This is a genomic window from Vibrio tapetis subsp. quintayensis (assembly GCF_030409945.1).
Taxonomy (GTDB): domain Bacteria; phylum Pseudomonadota; class Gammaproteobacteria; order Enterobacterales; family Vibrionaceae; genus Vibrio; species Vibrio quintayensis.
The window spans coordinates 283,998-303,049 of sequence record NZ_JAUFQV010000032.1; the positions used below are offsets into that span (position 1 = coordinate 283,998).

The window sequence follows — 19,052 nt, forward strand, 5'->3', positions numbered from 1 at the left end:
TCTCATCATTATTGACTGGCTTTACGGCGGACTTCGGTAATGCGAGCCGCAATATGGTTCACATCATTGTTACCAAAGACTTGGTCCAAGTTCATCGACAGTTTACGACGCCAGTTCGGGTATTCATTCACGGTACCTGGAATGTTTACCGGCTTATCCATTTGCAGCCAATCTTCTAATTGAATGCTTAATAGTGCACTAGAACCTGCCGCAACATGAACCTGCAGAGCTTCACTCAAATGCTTGTCCATAGGAACCAAGGATGCGTCACGTCCAACGCCATCAGGCAAATAACCGTGGCCTGCTACGCTGTTAATGATTTCTTGTTTACACTTAAGACGATCATCAAACAAGCCTTCAAGCTGGACGGGGTCTGGGTACAGCCCAAGCTCTTGCCCTGTTTTCAAATCTTCACAGTGCCAGAAGCCACGTAACGTTGGCATATCGTGCGTACACAGAGCCGTCATCGACTGATCTTTGTAATGCGTTGGAGAGTAATAACCCCCATCTTCAGCTGTTTCAAAGAAGAAGACTTTGTATGAATGCACACCGGCATCAGCCAAGATTTCGACAATCTCATCAGGAACGGTACCCAAGTCTTCACCGATCACAGAACAACGGTAGCGGTGACTCTCTAGAGCCAAAATGGCTAGCATGTCTTCCACTGGGTAGTAGATGTACGCCCCTTTTGTTGCGTCTTCACCTTTTGGTATCCACCATAGGCGTAATAAGCCTAATACGTGGTCGATGCGAAGCGCGCCACAATGCTTCATGTTTGCACGTAGCAAATCAATATATGGTTGATAAGCCGTCACTTGAAGCTGCTGTGGGTTAAGCGGTGGTAGACCCCAGTTTTGACCTAGCGGACCAAGAATATCCGGCGGAGCACCGATGCTCACATCCTGACATAAATCGTCTTTATCAGCCCAAGTCTCTGAGCCTGAATCGGCAACGCCAACGGCAAGGTCTCGGTAGATACCAATGCACATGCCCTTTTCTTCAGCCAGTGCTTGCGCTTCTTTAATTTGACCGTCTGCTAGCCACTGCAAGTACATGTGCAGTTGAACTTTATCGCTTTCTTTTTCAATAAACTTCTTAACCGCTGGGCTATCAAATTTACGGTAATTTTCAGGGAAGACCGGCCAACCCCAAATTTGATCATCTTCGTTATGCAAATGCTCATGCAATGCATCAAAAGAGGCTTGTTGAAGCAAGCTTTCGCCTCCGGCTTCTACAAATGCATGAAAGTCAGCCGCACGGTCTGTTTTACTAGCGATATGGCGAGTTTTAAACTCGTCAAACAGCATAGGCAGCACGCTCATTTTTAGCGCCGACACTTCGGTGTAATTCACCCAATGAGCATCACGCGCTTTTTGTAAACGTTGCTGGAAAGCACTGCTACCAACAAGTTGTTGGGCTTTTGCACTTAATGCAAACTCAGAGACTGAGCTCACATCAATATATAGAACGTTTAACCAACGACGAGAAGACGGGCTATATGGGCTCGCGCCTTCTGGATTGGCAGGGAAGAGAGAGTGAATTGGGTTCAAACCAACAAAATCGCCACCACGTGATGCGATCTCGCTAACCAGTTGTTTTAAATCGCCAAAATCACCGATGCCCCAGTTATGGCTTGTTCTAAGGGTATACAGCTGTACGCTAGGACCCCAGATCTTTTTACCACACTGTAAAGGCTCTTGCTTATAACAAGCTTTAGGCGTAATCACTAACGTCATTTCGTAAGGCGTTTTACGGCGCTTACGGCTAACAATCAGTTTGTGATAGCCCCAAGAAAGTCCACTTGGCAGTGCAAACACTAAAGGACCACCCTGATCTCGCTCGTCTCTGACGATTTGAGATTGCAGGTAGCCCTCTAGAACTTCACCTTGTTCGGTTTCTAAACGCCAACTGAATTCACTTTCACGTGCACTCGCTCCAAGATGCAGTTCCACATGAACTGGAGCATCATCTTGCAATACAAGCACAGGCGGTAGTACATCCTTTTTATGCTTCCTTTCGGCAGACTTCAATAGTGACTCATCACTGGATGTATCGTAGCCGAGTGCAGAAAGAAGGTGTCGAATGGTGTCATCCGAAACAAACGCTTCGTCGCCCCATGCGCTAACATAACTGTCGGTGATACGAGCCATTTCAGCGACTTGTTTTAATACTGTTTGCTTTTTCATCGCTCTCTCCGAAGGCGGGAATTAACCCGCCTTCTTGGTAGGGTGTAATTATGGAAACTTAACGCTTAACCGCTTCTAGTTTCCAAATATTATTAACGTAATCACGGATACTACGGTCTGAGCTGAATTTGCCCACAAGTGCCGTGTTTAGAATCGCTTTCTTAGCCCAACCGGCTTGGTCACGGTACTGAGCATCCATGTCTTCGTGCGCTTTCACATAAGATGCGAAGTCAGCAAGCACTAAGTACGGGTCACCGCCATCTAGTAGGCTGTCGTACGTTGCACGCAACTTACCTGGTTCGCCTGGAGTGAACTCATCACCAAGTAATAGGTCAAGAGAAGACTTAAGTAAGTGATCCGCATTGTAGTAATCAAACGGGTTGTAACCGCTCGCTTTCACTGATTCCACACCATCTACGTCTAGGCCAAAGATGTAGATATTGTCGTCACCCACTTCTTCACGGATCTCAACGTTTGCACCGTCCATCGTACCGATAGTAAGTGCACCGTTTAGAGCCATTTTCATGTTACCCGTACCTGAAGCTTCTTTACCTGCTGTAGAGATTTGCTCAGAAACGTCTGCTGCTGGAATGATGATTTCAGCCATGCTTACACGGTAATCAGGAACGAAGACCACTTTCAGCTTGCCAGCGATGCGAGGGTCGTTATTCACTTTCTCGGCAATCTTGTTCGTTGCGTAGATGATCTCTTTCGCTAGGTGGTAACCCGGAGCCGCTTTGGCAGCAAAGAACACAACGCGTGGCGCCATATCAAACGTAGGATCATTCAATAGACGGTGGTATAGAGACAAGATGTGCAGCAAGTTTAGATGCTGACGCTTGTACTCGTGAAGACGTTTGATTTGAACATCAAAGATAGCATTGGTATCGAGTTCGATATCCATGTTCTCTTGAACCCAATCAGCCAGACGTTGTTTATTCGCCTTCTTCACAGCCATGTATTCTTTTTGGAATTTCTTATCTTCTGCGTACTTAGCAATTTCTTCTAACTGCTCAAGTTTGCCTGGCCACTCGGTACCGATCTTATCCGAAATAAGGTCAGATAGGCCTGGGTTACAGAACTTCAACCAACGACGAGGTGTAATACCATTGGTTACGTTATGCAAACGCGTTGGATATAGTTCGTTGAATTCTGGGAATAAATCACGCTTAACCAATTGTGAGTGAAGTGCCGCTACGCCGTTTACTGCGTATGAACCAACAACACAAAGGTTAGCCATGCGAACCATACGGTGGAAACCTTCTTGGATGATAGAAAGTTTCTGTTGTTTTGCTACATCACCAGGCCACTTAGCACGTACATCTTGCAGGAACAGGTGGTTGATTTGGTAGATGATTTCCATATGACGAGGAAGTAGGCGCTGAATCAAAGACTCGCTCCATGTTTCCAACGCTTCTGGAAGCAATGTGTGGTTAGTGTATGCGAAAGTATGAGAACAGATTTCCCATGCAGCATCCCAAGATAGATCTCTTTCATCCACAAGGATACGCATCAATTCAGGGATAGCGATCGTTGGGTGAGTATCATTAAGCTGAATCGTTTCTAGCTTAGGTAGGTCAGCCAGTGTGTGGCCTGCCGCTTCGTGGCGACGCAAAATATCACGAACAGATGCTGCAGAATGGAAGTACTGTTGCATTAGGCGAAGTGTTTTGCCTTTTTCGTGGTTATCGTTCGGGTAAAGAACTTTGGTGATGTTACCCGCATCGATGAGTGCGTGCTGCGCTTCGAAGTAATCGCCATTGTTAAAACTTTCTAGAGAGAAAGGAGCGATAGCGCGACATTCCCATAAGCGTAATGGGTAAACTGTGTTGCTTTGGTAACCAACGATAGGTAAATCCCAAGGCATGCCTTGTACGTGCATTCCAGGAACCCAACGACGCTTTTCTTTGCCGTTTTCTGTGTACACTTCAACATGACCAAAGAAGCCAATTTCTTGAGCAAGCTCAGGACGAGCCACTTCCCAAGGGTAACCTTCAACACCGCGCCATGCGTCTGGTGCTTCTTGTTGGTGACCTTCTTTAAATGATTGCTTGAACAAGCCGTACTCGTAGTGCAAGCCATAACCCACTGTTGGGTATTCTTGCGCAGCACATGAATCCATGAAACACGCAGCCAGACGGCCTAAACCACCATTACCCAAAGATGGGTCGCGTTCTTCTTCCAAAAGATCCGTTAGGTTTTGATCTAACTCGCCCATTGCTTCAGTGATTTGCTCGTAAAGACCCATGCTGATGAGGTTGTTGCCCGTAAGACGACCAATCAAAAACTCGAGTGACAGGTAGTTTAGGCTTTTTGCATTTTTGATTTTTGGATCGTTTTCTGTTTCTAACAGGTCAAACGTCGTTAGCTCAGCAAGAGCACGACCCATTGCTAGGTACCATGCACGACTATCAGCATTTTCAACTTTAACAGCGTAAGTAGACGCTAGGTGTTTTTTTACCGAGCGCTTAAACAGCTCTTTATCAAATTTCAGTTGTTCAGTAGGCTTCATCTTGAAATCTCGCTTTAAGGTGTAATCCATTTAATACCCATATCCTGCATGGACAGAGTTTGCGAAACATCCTCCTAAAACAAGGGAGGACAAGGAGGAGAGGCAAGGGCGTAGAGAAGGTGGTGAAACACATTCAGTGAGGCTACTCACAAAAAGTCCGGATTACTCATATCCGGGCGTGACTTCCTTCACATCAAACCGTTCAGTTGACGGTTTAATAACCACCACCAGCTTTCATTACATCCCTGCTTCTCTTTACTAATAATGCAAAGTTGATCACATATCGTCTTGTAATAGAACACTGCATGCATACCAAAATCGACAATTATCGTGTAAATAGCAATAGGTAACTTGATTACAATGCCACACAAGTTGATGATCATCACAAATATAAGGCGTAGTAGGGTCATATTGCGCTGTATATATACAATTCTGAACTTGATCATGGATGTGAGTGGGATCGATGAGTAGTATCAACACCAGCAACCCCAACAAAAAAAGATAATAACTATGTGGATCCCATCAAAACTGACTCGTCCTGGCCGCTTGCACAATGCTATTTTACGCCCTCGAGTTCTTGATATCCTGCAACAAGCGCCATGCTATAAACTTGTTCTTTTCCGCTCGCCAGCCGGGTATGGCAAAACAACCATGGCCGCTCAATGGTTAGCAGATAAATCCAATGTCGGTTGGTTTAGCATTGATGAAAACGACAACGACACTTTTCGCTTCGTAAACTATTTTATTCAAGCCCTTAACAAAGCAACGCAAAATGCCTGCCCAAATGCGCAAGCGTTAGCAGAGCGTCGCCAGTTTTCTTCTGCAACCAACTTATTCGGTGAATTGTTTACCGAGTTAAATGAATATCAACAAGAGTGTTATGTGGTGCTCGATGACTATCACATGATCGATAGCGATGATATTCATGAAGCCATGCGTTTCTTCTTAAAACACATGCCAGAGTGCCTCACAATTGTTGTCACCACTCGCGCCACACCGCCACTAGGGACTGCAAACCTGCGCGTTCGCGATCTATTAATAGAAATCGACAACGAATCCTTGGCGTTTGATAACGAAGAAACCACACGCTTCTTTAATCAACGCGTGACCGAAGGCATTGATGACGACACAGCGAACACCTTGTGTACCTATGTAGAAGGTTGGCCATCCGCATTGCAACTCATCGCGTTGCAAGCACAGCATCAAAAGCGCACCTTAGCTCAGTCTGCTGTTTCTGTAACGCAATTCAATCACGCCCACTTATGGGACTACCTAGTCGAAGAAGTGTTTGACTTACTCGATAGTGAAACTCGCCAATTTTTGATGCAATGTTCTGTGTTAGATACGTTTAATGATGCGTTAGCCGCCGAACTCACCAAGCGAGAAGATACGTTAAACATGATTGAATCGCTCAACCGTTTCGGCTTGTTTATTTACCCGCTGGAAGGGGAACAAAACTGGTATCGCTTCCATAATTTGTTTGGCGAATTCTTATCTCATGAGCGTAAAGCTCGTATCCCACAGCAAGAAGAACAACTCCATAACGATGCTTCCAATGCGTGGTTAAATCAAGGCAACCCGAACCAAGCACTAAGTCATGCACTGAAAGCGAATAGTGGCGAGTTGGTTACACAAATATTGGATCAATACGGCTGGAGCATGTTCAACCGCGGTGAGCTTGTGTTAGTTGAAAAAGCCATGGTGTCCTTAACTGACGACCAACTGTATGCCACTCCTAAACTGCCGTTATTACGAGCATGGCTCGCTCAAAGTCAACATCAATATAACGATGTTGCCGACATGCTTGCATTGGCAGAGCTCGAACTGGAAAAACGCAACATAGAGTTGACCTCTGACGACAAAGGCCAAATCAACGCTCTACTTGCTCAAATTGCCATCAATATGAACAAACCAGAAGAAGCGCTTGAACTTGCTGAACTGGCACTGGAACAAATTCACTCCACCACTTATCGCAGCCGCATTGTCGCTACGTCTGTTGTTGGTGAAGTTAACCATGTGCTTGGTCGCTTAGACAGGGCGCTACCACTGATGCAGCAAACTGAAAAATTAGCCCGTCAGTATCACATCATCCCTCAAGCACTTTGGGCATTGCTACAACAAAGTGAAATATTGATCGCTCAAGGGTTTGTACAAGCCGCTTATGAAGTACAAGACTCTGCATTCAAACTGGTTGAAGAACACCATTTGCACCAGCTTCCTCTGCACGAATTCTTACTAAGGCTACGAGCTCAAGTACTCTGGTGCTGGAATCGTTTGGATGAAGCAGAAGAGTGCGCCTATAAAGGTATCGATGTACTGGGTAAATCAGATCCTAGTAAGCACTTACATAGCTATTCAATGTTAGCACGCCTCGCTTTAGCCCGTGGAGAGCTCGATAAAGCCTCACGCTTTATCGAACAAATTCAGCACCTGTTGCAGCAGTCACATTACCACATAGATTGGACCGCTAACGCCTCACTGTCTTTATTACTTTACTGGCAAACTCGTGGCGATAACAGCGCGATTGAAAAGTGGTTAACCGAAGCTATTCGCCCAGTAAACTACAGCAACCACTTCTATCAATTACAATGGAGAAACATTGCTCGTGCTCAAGCAGCGCTAGGTTTGTGTGACGACGCCAAAGTAACCATCGCAAATCTACAAAAAGAAGCAGCAAGGCACCAATTACTCACCGACCAAAATCGTAACTTGGTTGTTGAAGCCGTGATTGCGGTTAAGCTCGGGGATATTGAGCACGCTGAAGCGCAACTGAAACTGGCATTAAGCTTAACTAATCAAACTGGCATGATAGGTAATTTTTTAATTGATGGCGCATCGATAGATAAAATTCTTGAGCGATTAATGAGTAAACCGGGGCTTGATGACTTAGAACGCCACCGCGCTCAGCAGCTCATGAAAGACATCTCTAGCAAGCAACGAAGCCGCTCTGTTCATTTTGATGAAAGCTTTGTTGAAAAACTCGTGACGCATCCAAACATCCCTGAGCTAATCCGCACAAGCCCACTCACTCAACGTGAATGGCAAGTACTGGGTTTGATCTATTCAGGGTTCAGTAACGAGCAAATAGCCCAAGAGTTGGATGTAGCTGGAACCACCATTAAAACGCACATTCGTAATCTGTATCAAAAGCTCAATATCGCAAATCGAAAAGAAGCGATTGAAACGGCAGAAAACCTCTTAAAATTAATGGGGTATTAACCTATTCTATGGTAATAGTAACACTCACCTATCATCGGATTTTATGCTCTCAAAAAGTAGATGCCAGATAAGTGATACGTATAGTGAGGGTGAAGGATCACGCTCACATGCACGACTTACTAGATCCCTAATAATTACGCTAGGATGCACATTATGTTGATAGAGTGGCACCCAAATAGGCTATGGTACGCAGACATGCCATGCCGTCACATTGTCGGCCATCACTTAAGACGCATGATAGTCTTAAAGCTTAACGATGGTAACTTGGTCGTGTTTTCGCCTATCGAACTCACCACGCAACTTCAAATTGAGCTGTCTGAACTTGGCCCTATTAAAGCCATCGTAGAGCCATCCCCCAATTACCATGACGCCCTATCTGATTGGTGGCTCGCGTACTCCCAAGCTTATTTTTTCGCGACTCCGTCCCTAATCCAAAAGCGCTCTGACTTAAATTTCGACGCCGCGCTTGGTTCAGATACCAATCCATTGTGGAAAGGCCAGTTACTTCAAACCGCTATATTAGGCATACGCAAACCGAGAAAGATTGTATTTTGCGATGTAGAAAGCAAAACCTTAATCCTCGCAGATCAACTGGTAGGCAACCAAGCTCATTTACCTTACCGCCAGAAAATTTCGGCATCATTCGCAGGCGCCTATCGAGAGTTTCGCCTTCCCGTTATCGAACGCATGGCTTTGGAAAACAAAACTCAGCTGCGCGCATCAGTGCAAGAAGTGATGACATGGCCATTTGATCGCATGCTGTCGAGTAATGGTTTGGTCGTTGAACAAGATGCGAAAGAAGCGTTCTATGAGGCTTTTTGGTGGGCATTTCAATAAGATGGAAATAACTCTCTAATTAAAGTTAAATGGAGACGCAGCAGAAGCTCCCACCCCCATTATTATTAAATCAATCAATAGCAATATTCTTGAATCAAGATCACACAAATAACCCACGTTCTCGCCGTTTTCCCACTACTCTTTTATAACCAATCCAAATTTAAGACAAAAAAAAGCCAACTGCTATAAGAAGCAATTGGCTGTAATAAATAAGTGAACAATATAGGTTCACTAACAACGTCAGTTGGCTAGGTGACCCTCGGCTTTAAAAAGGGTCACGTATACATAAGCAGAAACCGTGCCAACTTAATAAATGCTATTTTGGTGACTTACCGCCCAAATTCCATTGCTTTTATCAAGGTTATTCGCATAGTGCACTTGCAAAATGCAAACAGATGCAAAATGTGAAAGTAATTGAGTAATATATAAGTTGATTAGCGCCTCATTTCATAATAAATCCAAATAAATAAGAGCCAAGCTATAGCAAGGGGCCACTTTAGTGTGACAACATCAAATTATTGGAAAATAAACTATAAAAACAATAAGTTACATTTTAATATTTTCTACAAGCAAAAAAATAGCCAATCGCATGAAGCAATTGGCTGATATATAGTGTGAACAATAGGTTCACTAACAACGTCAGTTGGCTAGGTGACCCTCGGCTTTAAAAAGGGTCACTTATATATAAGCAGTATGTGTGCCAAGTTTTATAGCTCTGGTTCGTGCGTGGTACTGCACTAGAACAATACATAGTCAGAATCACTTTCAAAGCCATTCAATCTATATCATAATTCTCGCACCTCGAATTCTAAGACTAAATATTTTAATGAATCTTTTGAAAACCTTTTTTAAAGGCGTTGCCATGGGTGCTGCAGATGTTGTACCTGGTGTTTCTGGCGGCACCATAGCCTTCATTACTGGCATCTACGATACTCTGCTGGAAAGCATCAGACGTATTAACCCTTCTTTATTTGGTATTTGGAAACGCGAAGGGTTTAAAGCCGCGTTTGCTCATATCAATGGCGTATTTTTGATCACACTATTTAGTGGCATCATTTCCAGTATTTTGACCCTTGCCAAACTCATTTCTTGGTTATTGGTTACCCATCCAATTCCAACTTGGTCGTTCTTCTTTGGCTTGATCATTATCTCGGTCATACACGTATTAAAAGAAGTTGAAAGACGAGATCTCTTCACCGGGCTTTTCTTTGTGTTTGGGGTTTTCTTTGCTTATGGCATTACAGTGCTAAGCCCACTGCAAATGTCAGACACTAACTTGAATGTGTTCTTTGCTGGATCCATTGCGATTTGTGCCATGATTTTACCAGGCATTTCAGGCAGCTTTATCTTATTGCTACTAGGCATGTATGCACCTGTATTAGCAGCAGCGAAAGGCTTGCAAATTGATGTACTCATGCTATTTGCACTGGGTTGCGCGGCAGGTCTACTAAGCTTTTCTCACGTATTGTCGTGGCTGTTAAAGCGCTTCCGTAGCTTCACGTTAATGTTTTTAACCGGTTTAATGCTAGGTACACTGCCGAAAATCTGGCCATGGAAAGAAACCATTAGCTGGCGTACAAACTCCAAGGGAGAAGAAGTACCATTGCTTCAGCACAATTTAAGCCCGTTTGAATTTGAATCTATCACTTCAGAGCCATCGCACGTTGTTCTAGCCGTGGTCATGATGCTTGCAGGTATCGGATTAGTTTGGGGTCTTGAGAAGTTTTCTAGTAAAGATTAATGAAGAGTGGAGATTGCCCTTCCGTGTGCATGCGCACTTGGGCGATTTAAGCTGATAACGTGATTAATAGAAAATGATTGCGATAGCCATTAATAAAATTGGCATGCCGTAGACTGCAAGCTCACGAAAAGTAACAGCGGTACGGTAAGTTAGGTTATCTAACGTTGGGTTCATGGGAATTCTCCGGTTGATTTTTGACCGGCGCTATTATCACTGTTTGCCGATGGCGACTCAAGCATTAATTGAACATTAATCAAACAATTTGACTGGTAAATAACAAAGCGGAAGGTATACCTTCCGCTTTTTTGTTTTAGGCTAATCAAACCTATAATAATTTAGACTTAATCCTAGCATGAAACACTACTCGTCTTTCATTTCAGCCCAAACTTGAGCACATCGTACTGCTCGTTTCCACCCCGTGTAACGCTGCTCTCGCTTAGATTTGTCACTATTCGGAACAAAGCTTCGATCAATTTCTGCTTTGCCTTGCAACTCTTCCAAGCTATCCCAGTACCCCACAGCAATACCCGCTAAGTAAGCAGCGCCAAGTGCTGTTACTTCCGTTACTTTAGGTCTGTGTACCTCGGTATCCAACACATCTGATTGGAACTGCATTAAGAAGTTATTGGCAACAGCGCCACCGTCTACGCGCAGAGCTGCAAGCTTGATGTCGGAATCCGCTTGCATCGCATCCAACACGTCACGTGTCTGATAAGCAATACTTTCTAATGTCGCACGAATAATATGATTCGAGTTAACACCACGCGTAAGGCCAACAATGGTTCCACGTGCATAGGCATCCCAGTAGGGAGCACCTAATCCGGTAAATGCTGGCACGACATACACACCATTCGATGTGTCTACCTTAGTCGCAAAATACTCTGAATCGTGCGCGTCATCGAGCAGCTTCATTTCATCACGCAACCATTGAATAGAAGCGCCCCCCATAAATACAGCCCCCTCTAATGCATAAGCAGGCTCACCGTTTGGACCACAAGCTAGGGTGGTTAATAGACCATTTGTGGAGGTCACTTTTTCTTGCCCAGTATTCATCAACAAGAAACAACCCGTACCATAGGTATTCTTCGCCTGACCCGCTTCGACACACATCTGCCCATATAAGGCCGCTTGTTGGTCACCAGCAATGCCCGCAATAGGAATACGAGTTCCGCCTTTACCACCAATATTGGTTTGGCCGTACACTTCTGAAGAACGCTTAACTTCTGGCATCATTGCTAAAGGAATATCGAGCGCTTTAAGCAGCTTTTCATCCCACTGAAGCGTGTTGATGTTGAATAACATAGTTCGAGATGCATTGGTGTAATCAGTCACGTGAACACGCCCCTGAGTCATCTTCCACACCAACCATGTATCAACCGTACCAAATAACAATTTTCCAGCAGCGGCGTCTTCACGTGCCCCTTCTACGTTATCCAGTATCCATTTTACTTTGGTTCCAGAAAAGTAAGGGTCAAGCACCAGTCCTGTATTCTCGCGGACGTATTCTTCTAAGCCTTCCGCTTTGAGCTCTTCACAGATACTCGCAGTACGGCGACACTGCCAAACAATTGCATTATAAATTGGTTTACCAGTGTCCTTGTTCCAGACAATTGTGGTTTCACGCTGGTTGGTAATGCCGATACCGGCGACTTGATCACTGCTAATGCCTGCTTTACCAAGTGCTTCAACTAACGTTGAACTCTGAGTTGCGTATATTTCCATTGGATCGTGTTCTACCCAACCTGCTTGAGGGTATATTTGGGTGAATTCACGCTGTGACACGCTGACAATATTTGCGTCGTGATCAAGTACTACAGCACGTGAGCTGGTGGTCCCTTGATCTAGGGCTACCATATATTTTTGCTCTGTCATGATGGGATCCTTGTTGTTTCATGTTCTGTTATTGATATAAGTGTAGGTACAATTTCGTTTATTCTTATTCGCAGCCTTTATGAGGCATTCTATTTATTAAGCATTTGCTTCTTCTGCTTCATCGGTATCGCATTGATTAGGGATAGTACAACCTTGCCCTTCAACCGGTAAGTAAGCCGCTATCGCTTTTGGATATAACCAACCACCAAAACACGCACCAGCAATAGGCCCTAGAATAGGCACAATGAAGTAAGGAATGTCTTTAGCTCCCGTTAATGCATGCTCCCAACCTGCAAAATAGGCAAAAAGTTTAGGTCCAAAGTCGCGAGCAGGGTTCATTGCAAAGCCAGTCAGTGGACCGAGTGAACCACCAATAACGGCAATTAATACACCAATTAACAGCGGATTCATCGGGCCACGAGACGCTCCATTACTCTCATCACCTAATGCCAAAATGCCAAACATAAGCACCGCTGTGATAACAAATTCAACCGCAAGAGCACCTAAGAAAGAAAGTGAGGCATGAGGGTAGGTAGAAAAAATGCCTGCAGTCGACAATGCTTCTTCGCTGCTACGTGCAAAGTTATGCAAAATTTCATAGTCGGTAAATAAGTTGCTGTATAAGCCATAAACTAATGCCGCAGAACAAAACGCCCCCGCCATCTGCGCCACGATATATGGCAATACTTTTTGCTTGTCAAAACCGTGAAATGCAGCAAGTGCAATGGTCACAGCAGGGTTAATATGTGCCCCAGATACGCCAGCGGTGCAGTAAATCGCAATCGCAACTCCAAAACCCCATACAATGCTTACTTCCCATTGACCGAATTCCGCGCCCGTTAATACCAGTGCTGCAACGCAACCAACACCAAAGAAAATTAACAACCCCGTACCTATAAACTCTGCCAAGCACTCTCCGAAAAGAGTGTGTTGCCTTTTCGTCGTCATGATTTAGTCCTTTATTTATCTGTTTGTCATCATTCACGTTATGTTTCTTTTCACACGTTGCCTGTATTCACTCTTTGTCGCTTTTCACGCATTGTCTCTTATCACGCATTGTGTGTGAGGCTATTTTGCACACAATCTGTCATTCGAAAACACTTTACGCTCGAAATTGAGCGTTCGAACACGGATTTCGTTAATGAAACCTTACAAAATGTTAATTAGCTCATATATCACCCGCATTAGAATAATAGCTCTATGGCATTTGAAGCCTTTACCACCAACCCAGCAAGCGATATTCTTTTAAAACCCGATTCGCGCATCAAATTTTCGTCACTCACTACCAATTAATAACAGTTTTGTAATATCTCTCTCCGTAAGTAGCTGTTCAAGTTAACGATAAATTTGAAACAGCAAACTCTGTTTGCAATCAATATTGCTAGCAACAACCGCTTTCGTTAATTGAAATCACCACTCCAACGAGTACACTTACTGGGTAAATGATTACGTTTAGAAGGGAACAGTGCGTGAAAGCGAGCAAACGCCATCAAGAAATTATCGATTTAGTTCAAACTCACGGCTATGTAAGCACGGATGATTTAGTCGAACGCTTTAATGTGAGCCCACAAACAATCCGCCGCGATCTCAATGAACTGGCCGACAGTAACCGAATTCGTCGCAATCATGGTGGAGCAACCATCATCACCAGCTCTGAAAATTCGTCTTATAACAGCCGCAAGGTGATGTCTTCACAAGAGAAACAACGTATCGCCCAAACCCTGGTAAAACACATTCCAGATGGTGCGACGTTATTCATTGATATTGGCACCACCCCTGAAGAAGTTGCGAGAGCATTACTAGATAATCATCAACAACTTAGGATTGTCACCAACAACATCAATGCGGCAACGATTCTTATGACCAAACCTGATTTTAAGGTCATTTTGGCCGGTGGTGAGGTTCGTAACCGAGATGGTGGAGTCACAGGGGAAGCAACCCTCGACTTCATATCTCAATTTCGATTGGACTTTGGTATCTTAGGGATCAGTGGTATCGACTACGATGGTTCGCTACTGGATTTTGACTACCATGAAGTTCGCGTTAAAAGAGCCATCATCGAAAATAGTCGCTGTGTTTACTTAGGTGTCGATCACTCAAAATTTGGCCGCAATGCGATGGTCAAACTGGGCAGTATTACCGAAGTCGATCTCATCATTACCGACCAAACACCGCCTGAAGCACTTAGTGCGATCATTAAAGAGCATGAAGTGGCGATTGAAATAGCCAACTAACAATAATGTTCAAAAATTCAGAACCCACCAACACGGTGGGTTTTTTTGTTTATCACAAACTCAAAACGAAATTAAAATGCTCGTTCGCGCATTTGTGAGCATGATCATTCACTCATAATGAAAATAATGACACACTAACACTGTGTCTAATTGGCTTAAGAGTGCGTTATATGACTAAGTACCCTCGCTTTGAAACTCAAGTTGTCATCATTGGTGGTGGAGCAACCGGTACGGGGATCATGCGTGACTGCGCGTTGCGTGGCATCGACTGTATTTTAATAGAGAGAGACGACTTAGCATCTGGCACTACAGGCCGAAATCACGGCTTATTGCACTCCGGGGCACGTTACGCTGTCACTGATATTGAATCAGCGAAAGAATGTATTCAAGAAAACGAAATATTAAAGCGAGTGGCCAGTCACTGCGTCGAGTCAACCAATGGATTGTTTGTCACCCTTCCCGAAGACGAACTCAGCTTCCAAGACACATTCATCTCCGCCTGCCAACAAGCCGGGATCAGTACCGAAAAACTAACACCAAAACAAGCACTGCTGCGCGAACCTAACGTTAACCCAGCTTTACTTGGAGCGGTACAAGTACCAGATGGAACACTCGACCCATTTAGGTTGTGCTCTTCTAATGTACTCGATGCTAAAGAGCGCGGCGCACGTCTGTTTACCCATAGTGTGGTAACACAGCTTATTCGAGAACAAGATACCGTTATTGGCGTGCGGTGTTTTAACAGCCGGAATCAAAGCAAGTTTGAAATCTATGCTACCGAAGTGATCAACGCCGCGGGTATATGGGGGCAACAAATCGCTGAGTACGGCGATTTACGCATCAAAATGTTCCCAGCCAAAGGCTCTTTACTGATCTTGGACTATCGTATCAATAACTTGGTGATTAACCGCTGCCGCAAACCATCCGACGCAGATATATTAGTCCCTGGCGACACAATATCTCTAATCGGAACGACGTCAGAACACATTGATTACGACCAAATAGACAATTTACGAGTCTCAAACAAAGAAGTTGATACCTTATTGGAAGAAGGAGCAAAACTCGCCCCAATCATGGCCAACACTCGCGTCTTGAGAGCCTATGCCGGAGTAAGGCCACTCGTTGCTGTCGATGACGACGGCAGTGGTCGCAACATCAGCCGTGGTATTGTGTTACTCGATCATGCGGAGCGAGATGGTTTGCAAGGATTCACTACCATTACTGGCGGCAAACTGATGACCTCTAGGTTAATGGCGGAATGGACAACCGATCTGGTCGCTAAAAAACTGGGCAACACTGTCCCATGTACAACCCACAGTGAACTGCTTCCGGGCTCATCCGAGTTAAAAAAACCGCTTAAGAAAACCGCCAGCCTCGCAAAACCTGTTTATCAATCTGCGGTTTATCGTCACGGTGAACGCGCAGAACAATTTCTCACGAGCGACGCCCAGCGCCAAGCCGTAATTTGTGAATGCGAAATGGTCACCGCAGGAGAGATTGAATACGCCATCAAGAAACTCGACGTACATAACTTGGTCGACCTGCGTCGTCGCACTCGATTAGGCATGGGCCCATGTCAGGGGGAATTATGCACCTATCGTGCCGCGAGTTTATTTGAGCAACACGCACAACTGGACGGCCACGAAGCAAGCTTGCTATTAAGTGAATTCTTGGAAGAGCGATGGAAAGGCATTAAACCTGTATTTTGGGGCGACGCACTGCGTGAAGCCGAATTTAGCTACTGGATTTATGAAGGCCTATTTGGTGCCGGTCAACTTGAAACGCTAGCAGGCGCATCCAGCAATAAAGCGCAAACAACCACTAAAACGAATAAACAAAATAAAACGGCGATTCGCCCGCAGGAGCAACTATGAATTTCGACACGATTGTGATTGGAGGAGGCCTTGCAGGCTATAGCGCGGCGTTACGAAGTTTAGAGCTTGGCCGTAAGACTGCTGTCATTTCTCATGGTCAAAGTGCACTGCATTTTTCTTCAGGTTCAATTGACGTACTAGCGAAACTACCTAATGGCTGCGACATCGATAAACCGCAGCAAGGAGTGAAATCCCTCACGCAACTCGCTCCTCACCATCCTTATAGCAAATTAGGTAACGACAATATTTGGCCTGCGCTAGAGTGGTACAAAACGATCATGGCCTCCTTGGGGATTCCGTTAACTCATCAAGACGACGGCAGTAATCATCTACGAATCACACCTTTAGGGACACTAAAATCAACTTGGTTATCGCAACCCTTTGTTTATCAGATGCCAACTGACCTCGATTGCCATGAATTGAGCAAAGTTACCTTTGTCGGCATTGATGGGTTTCGAGACTTTCACCCAGAATTAGCTGCGGACAATTTTCGACGCTATGCCGCCTTTGAGCGACTCACAATTTCAAGTGCTCGTGTAACAGTACCAGGTTTCGAACAATTGAAGCGCAACCCGTGTGAATTGCGCTCTATCGATATTGCAAGGTTGCTGCGCAGTGATGACGCCCTTAAGGCCTTTGCCGATCAACTGCTTCGCATTGCGGCACCGTCGGATTTGGTTGTGATGCCGGCCATCATGGGAAATGGCGACGGCCTAGTATGGCTGAATAAACTTCGTGACTTAACCGGACTACGAATACATGAAGTCCCTACTATGCCCCCATCATTACTGGGTATTCGTTTAGAAGAGGCGATGAGCCGAGCATTTATTCGCCAAGGAGGCGTTCATCTTCGCGGCGATCAAGTGATCAGCGGAGAGTTCAAATACAGCGGGCAAACCGCTCAGTTAGACAAGATCTACACACGTAACCTACAAGATCATGCACTGCAGGCTAAGCGCTTCATCCTTGCGACAGGCAGCTTTTTTAGCCAAGGATTACACGCAAGCCACCAGCTGATCGCCGAGCCAGTTTTTGGCCTTGATCTCGCGCCTTATCAACAACGTGAAAACTGGCATCAGCATGATTTTTTCACTGACCAATCGCATCCGTTTTTGGAAATGGGCGTCGTCACCAACCACAGATTAAACCCAAGCATTAAGCAGCACACCGTAAAAAACCTATTTTGTGCTGGTGCCATCTTGGCTCATTACAATCCTATTTCCGAGGGCTCCGGTGGCGGAGTGGCGATCTGTACTGGCTTTCATGCCGCAAACCAAGCACTGGCATCAACAGAACATGTTCAAACCGATCACCACGTTCAATCGGAGGCTCCATTATGAGTGACACTTTGACTCCTATCCGAAAAGACACCAGCTTTGATCAGTGCCTAAAATGCACCGTTTGTACCGTCTATTGCCCAGTAGCCAAAGCTAACCCCGACTACCCAGGACCTAAAGAGTGCGGCCCTGATGGCGAAAGGCTACGAATGAAAAGCCCAGCGTTTTATGACGAAGCGTTAAAACACTGTACCAACTGCAAACGCTGCGAAACCGCCTGCCCATCAGGGGTAAAAATTGGCGACATGATTGCCGCCGCACGGGGTGAGTTCGGCGAGTTAAAACTCAACCCGAAAACGATGCGAGACTTCGTTCTTAGCCATACGGATTTATTCGGAAGCATCGCAACCCCTTTTGCACCGATCGTTAATTTTGCCACTTCTATTCCGGTGGTAAAAAAGATCATGCATAAGACTATCGGTGTGCACGACCATAAGTCTCTGCCAAAATATTCCCATGGAACCTTTCGACGCTGGTTCAAACAAAACTGCACCAGTCAGCCGCTTTATCCTAGGCAAGTCGCCTATTTTCATGGCTGTTACGTCAATTATAACCATCCTCAGTTGGGCAAAGATTTCATCAAAGTCATGAACTCGATGAGTGTTGGAGTTCGTCTACTCGATAAAGAAAAGTGCTGTGGCGTGCCATTAATTGCCAACGGATTTCATGACAAAGCTCGGAAGAATGCAGAGCTAAACGTCAAGCAGTTGCAAAACACAGTAGATACATACAACACCACCGTGCTGTCTACGTCTTCTACATGTTCATTCACATTAAAACAAGAATACCCCCACGTGTTGAACGTCGACAACAGTGGTGTTGCTGACCGAATTCAGTACGTGACTCGCTTTCTACTGCGTGAATTTATGAGTGGTAATATGCCGACAATGAAGCCTCTAAACAAACGCATTGTTTACCATACTCCTTGCCACCTTGAGCGCAGTGGTGGTGCTATCTTCACCATAGAATTGCTTAAGATGATCCCTGGGTTAGAGGTCATTGTCTTAGATAGTGAATGCTGTGGCCTTGCAGGTACTTACGGATTTAAAGAGGAAAATTACGATGTGTCTATGAAGATTGGCCAGCACTTATTTGACACCATCAAAGCCTCTGGCGCCGACTATGCCATTACCGATTGCGAAACCTGTAAATGGCAAATCGAAGAGAATTCTGGGCTAGAGACCATTCACCCGATTAGCCTCATCGCCCAAGCGCTGGCATAAAACACAGCACATAAATG

At 45.0% G+C, this 19,052-nt stretch carries 11 protein-coding genes; 7 read left to right on the forward strand and 4 right to left on the reverse strand.

All coding sequences use genetic code 11. The features are described 5' to 3' along the window. Positions 1-8: 8 nt before the first annotated feature. Complete coding sequence (gene malQ / locus QWZ04_RS16905) at positions 9-2,186, reverse strand: 4-alpha-glucanotransferase (RefSeq protein WP_290329426.1); 2,178 nt, start codon at positions 2,184-2,186, stop codon at positions 9-11. 58 nt (positions 2,187-2,244) lie between these two features. Continuing rightward, positions 2,245-4,698 carry a glycogen/starch/alpha-glucan phosphorylase gene (locus tag QWZ04_RS16910; protein WP_290329497.1) on the reverse strand — a complete coding sequence of 818 codons (2,454 nt, stop codon included), beginning with the start codon at positions 4,696-4,698 and terminating at the stop codon, positions 2,245-2,247. 510 nt (positions 4,699-5,208) lie between these two features. Between QWZ04_RS16910 and malT the strand changes: the two genes are divergently transcribed. The 3 genes from malT (at position 5,209) to QWZ04_RS16925 (ending at position 10,495) form a co-directional block, all read left to right on the forward strand. Next, the gene (malT, locus tag QWZ04_RS16915; RefSeq protein ID WP_290329427.1) at positions 5,209-7,917 is read left to right on the forward strand and encodes an HTH-type transcriptional regulator MalT; all 2,709 of its coding nucleotides are present in this window, start codon (positions 5,209-5,211) and stop codon (positions 7,915-7,917) included. A gap of 153 nt (positions 7,918-8,070) precedes the next feature. After that, entirely contained in the window at positions 8,071-8,754 is a 684-nt protein-coding gene (locus QWZ04_RS16920) for a DUF4336 domain-containing protein (RefSeq protein ID WP_290329428.1), read from the forward strand. 826 nt (positions 8,755-9,580) lie between these two features. Next, a complete protein-coding gene (locus QWZ04_RS16925) occupies positions 9,581-10,495 on the forward strand; it encodes a polyprenyl-phosphate transporter (RefSeq protein WP_290329429.1) in 915 nt (304 codons plus the stop codon). 360 nt (positions 10,496-10,855) lie between these two features. Here QWZ04_RS16925 and glpK read toward each other — a convergent pair whose 3' ends face one another. Further along, complete coding sequence (gene glpK / locus QWZ04_RS16930; RefSeq protein WP_290329430.1) at positions 10,856-12,367, reverse strand: glycerol kinase GlpK; 1,512 nt, start codon at positions 12,365-12,367, stop codon at positions 10,856-10,858. A 96-nt stretch (positions 12,368-12,463) separates the two neighbouring features. Then, positions 12,464-13,315 carry an MIP/aquaporin family protein gene (locus tag QWZ04_RS16935; RefSeq protein ID WP_290329431.1) on the reverse strand — a complete coding sequence of 284 codons (852 nt, stop codon included), beginning with the start codon at positions 13,313-13,315 and terminating at the stop codon, positions 12,464-12,466. A 521-nt stretch (positions 13,316-13,836) separates the two neighbouring features. Between QWZ04_RS16935 and QWZ04_RS16940 the strand changes: the two genes are divergently transcribed. The 4 genes from QWZ04_RS16940 to glpC all read left to right on the forward strand — a co-directional run bounded on the left by QWZ04_RS16940 (position 13,837) and on the right by glpC (position 19,035). Next, complete coding sequence (locus tag QWZ04_RS16940) at positions 13,837-14,601, forward strand: DeoR/GlpR family transcriptional regulator (protein ID WP_290329432.1); 765 nt, start codon at positions 13,837-13,839, stop codon at positions 14,599-14,601. A gap of 170 nt (positions 14,602-14,771) precedes the next feature. Continuing rightward, positions 14,772-16,475 carry an anaerobic glycerol-3-phosphate dehydrogenase subunit A gene (glpA, locus tag QWZ04_RS16945; RefSeq protein WP_290329433.1) on the forward strand — a complete coding sequence of 568 codons (1,704 nt, stop codon included), beginning with the start codon at positions 14,772-14,774 and terminating at the stop codon, positions 16,473-16,475. Beyond that, positions 16,472-17,815: a glycerol-3-phosphate dehydrogenase subunit GlpB gene (gene glpB / locus QWZ04_RS16950; protein WP_290329434.1), complete on the forward strand. Its 1,344-nt coding sequence runs from the start codon at positions 16,472-16,474 to the stop codon at positions 17,813-17,815. Before glpA ends, glpB begins: the two co-directional genes overlap by 4 nt. Then, positions 17,812-19,035 carry an anaerobic glycerol-3-phosphate dehydrogenase subunit GlpC gene (gene glpC, locus QWZ04_RS16955; protein ID WP_290329435.1) on the forward strand — a complete coding sequence of 408 codons (1,224 nt, stop codon included), beginning with the start codon at positions 17,812-17,814 and terminating at the stop codon, positions 19,033-19,035. The genes glpB and glpC overlap by 4 nt, the downstream gene beginning before the upstream one ends. Positions 19,036-19,052: the final 17 nt, after the last annotated feature.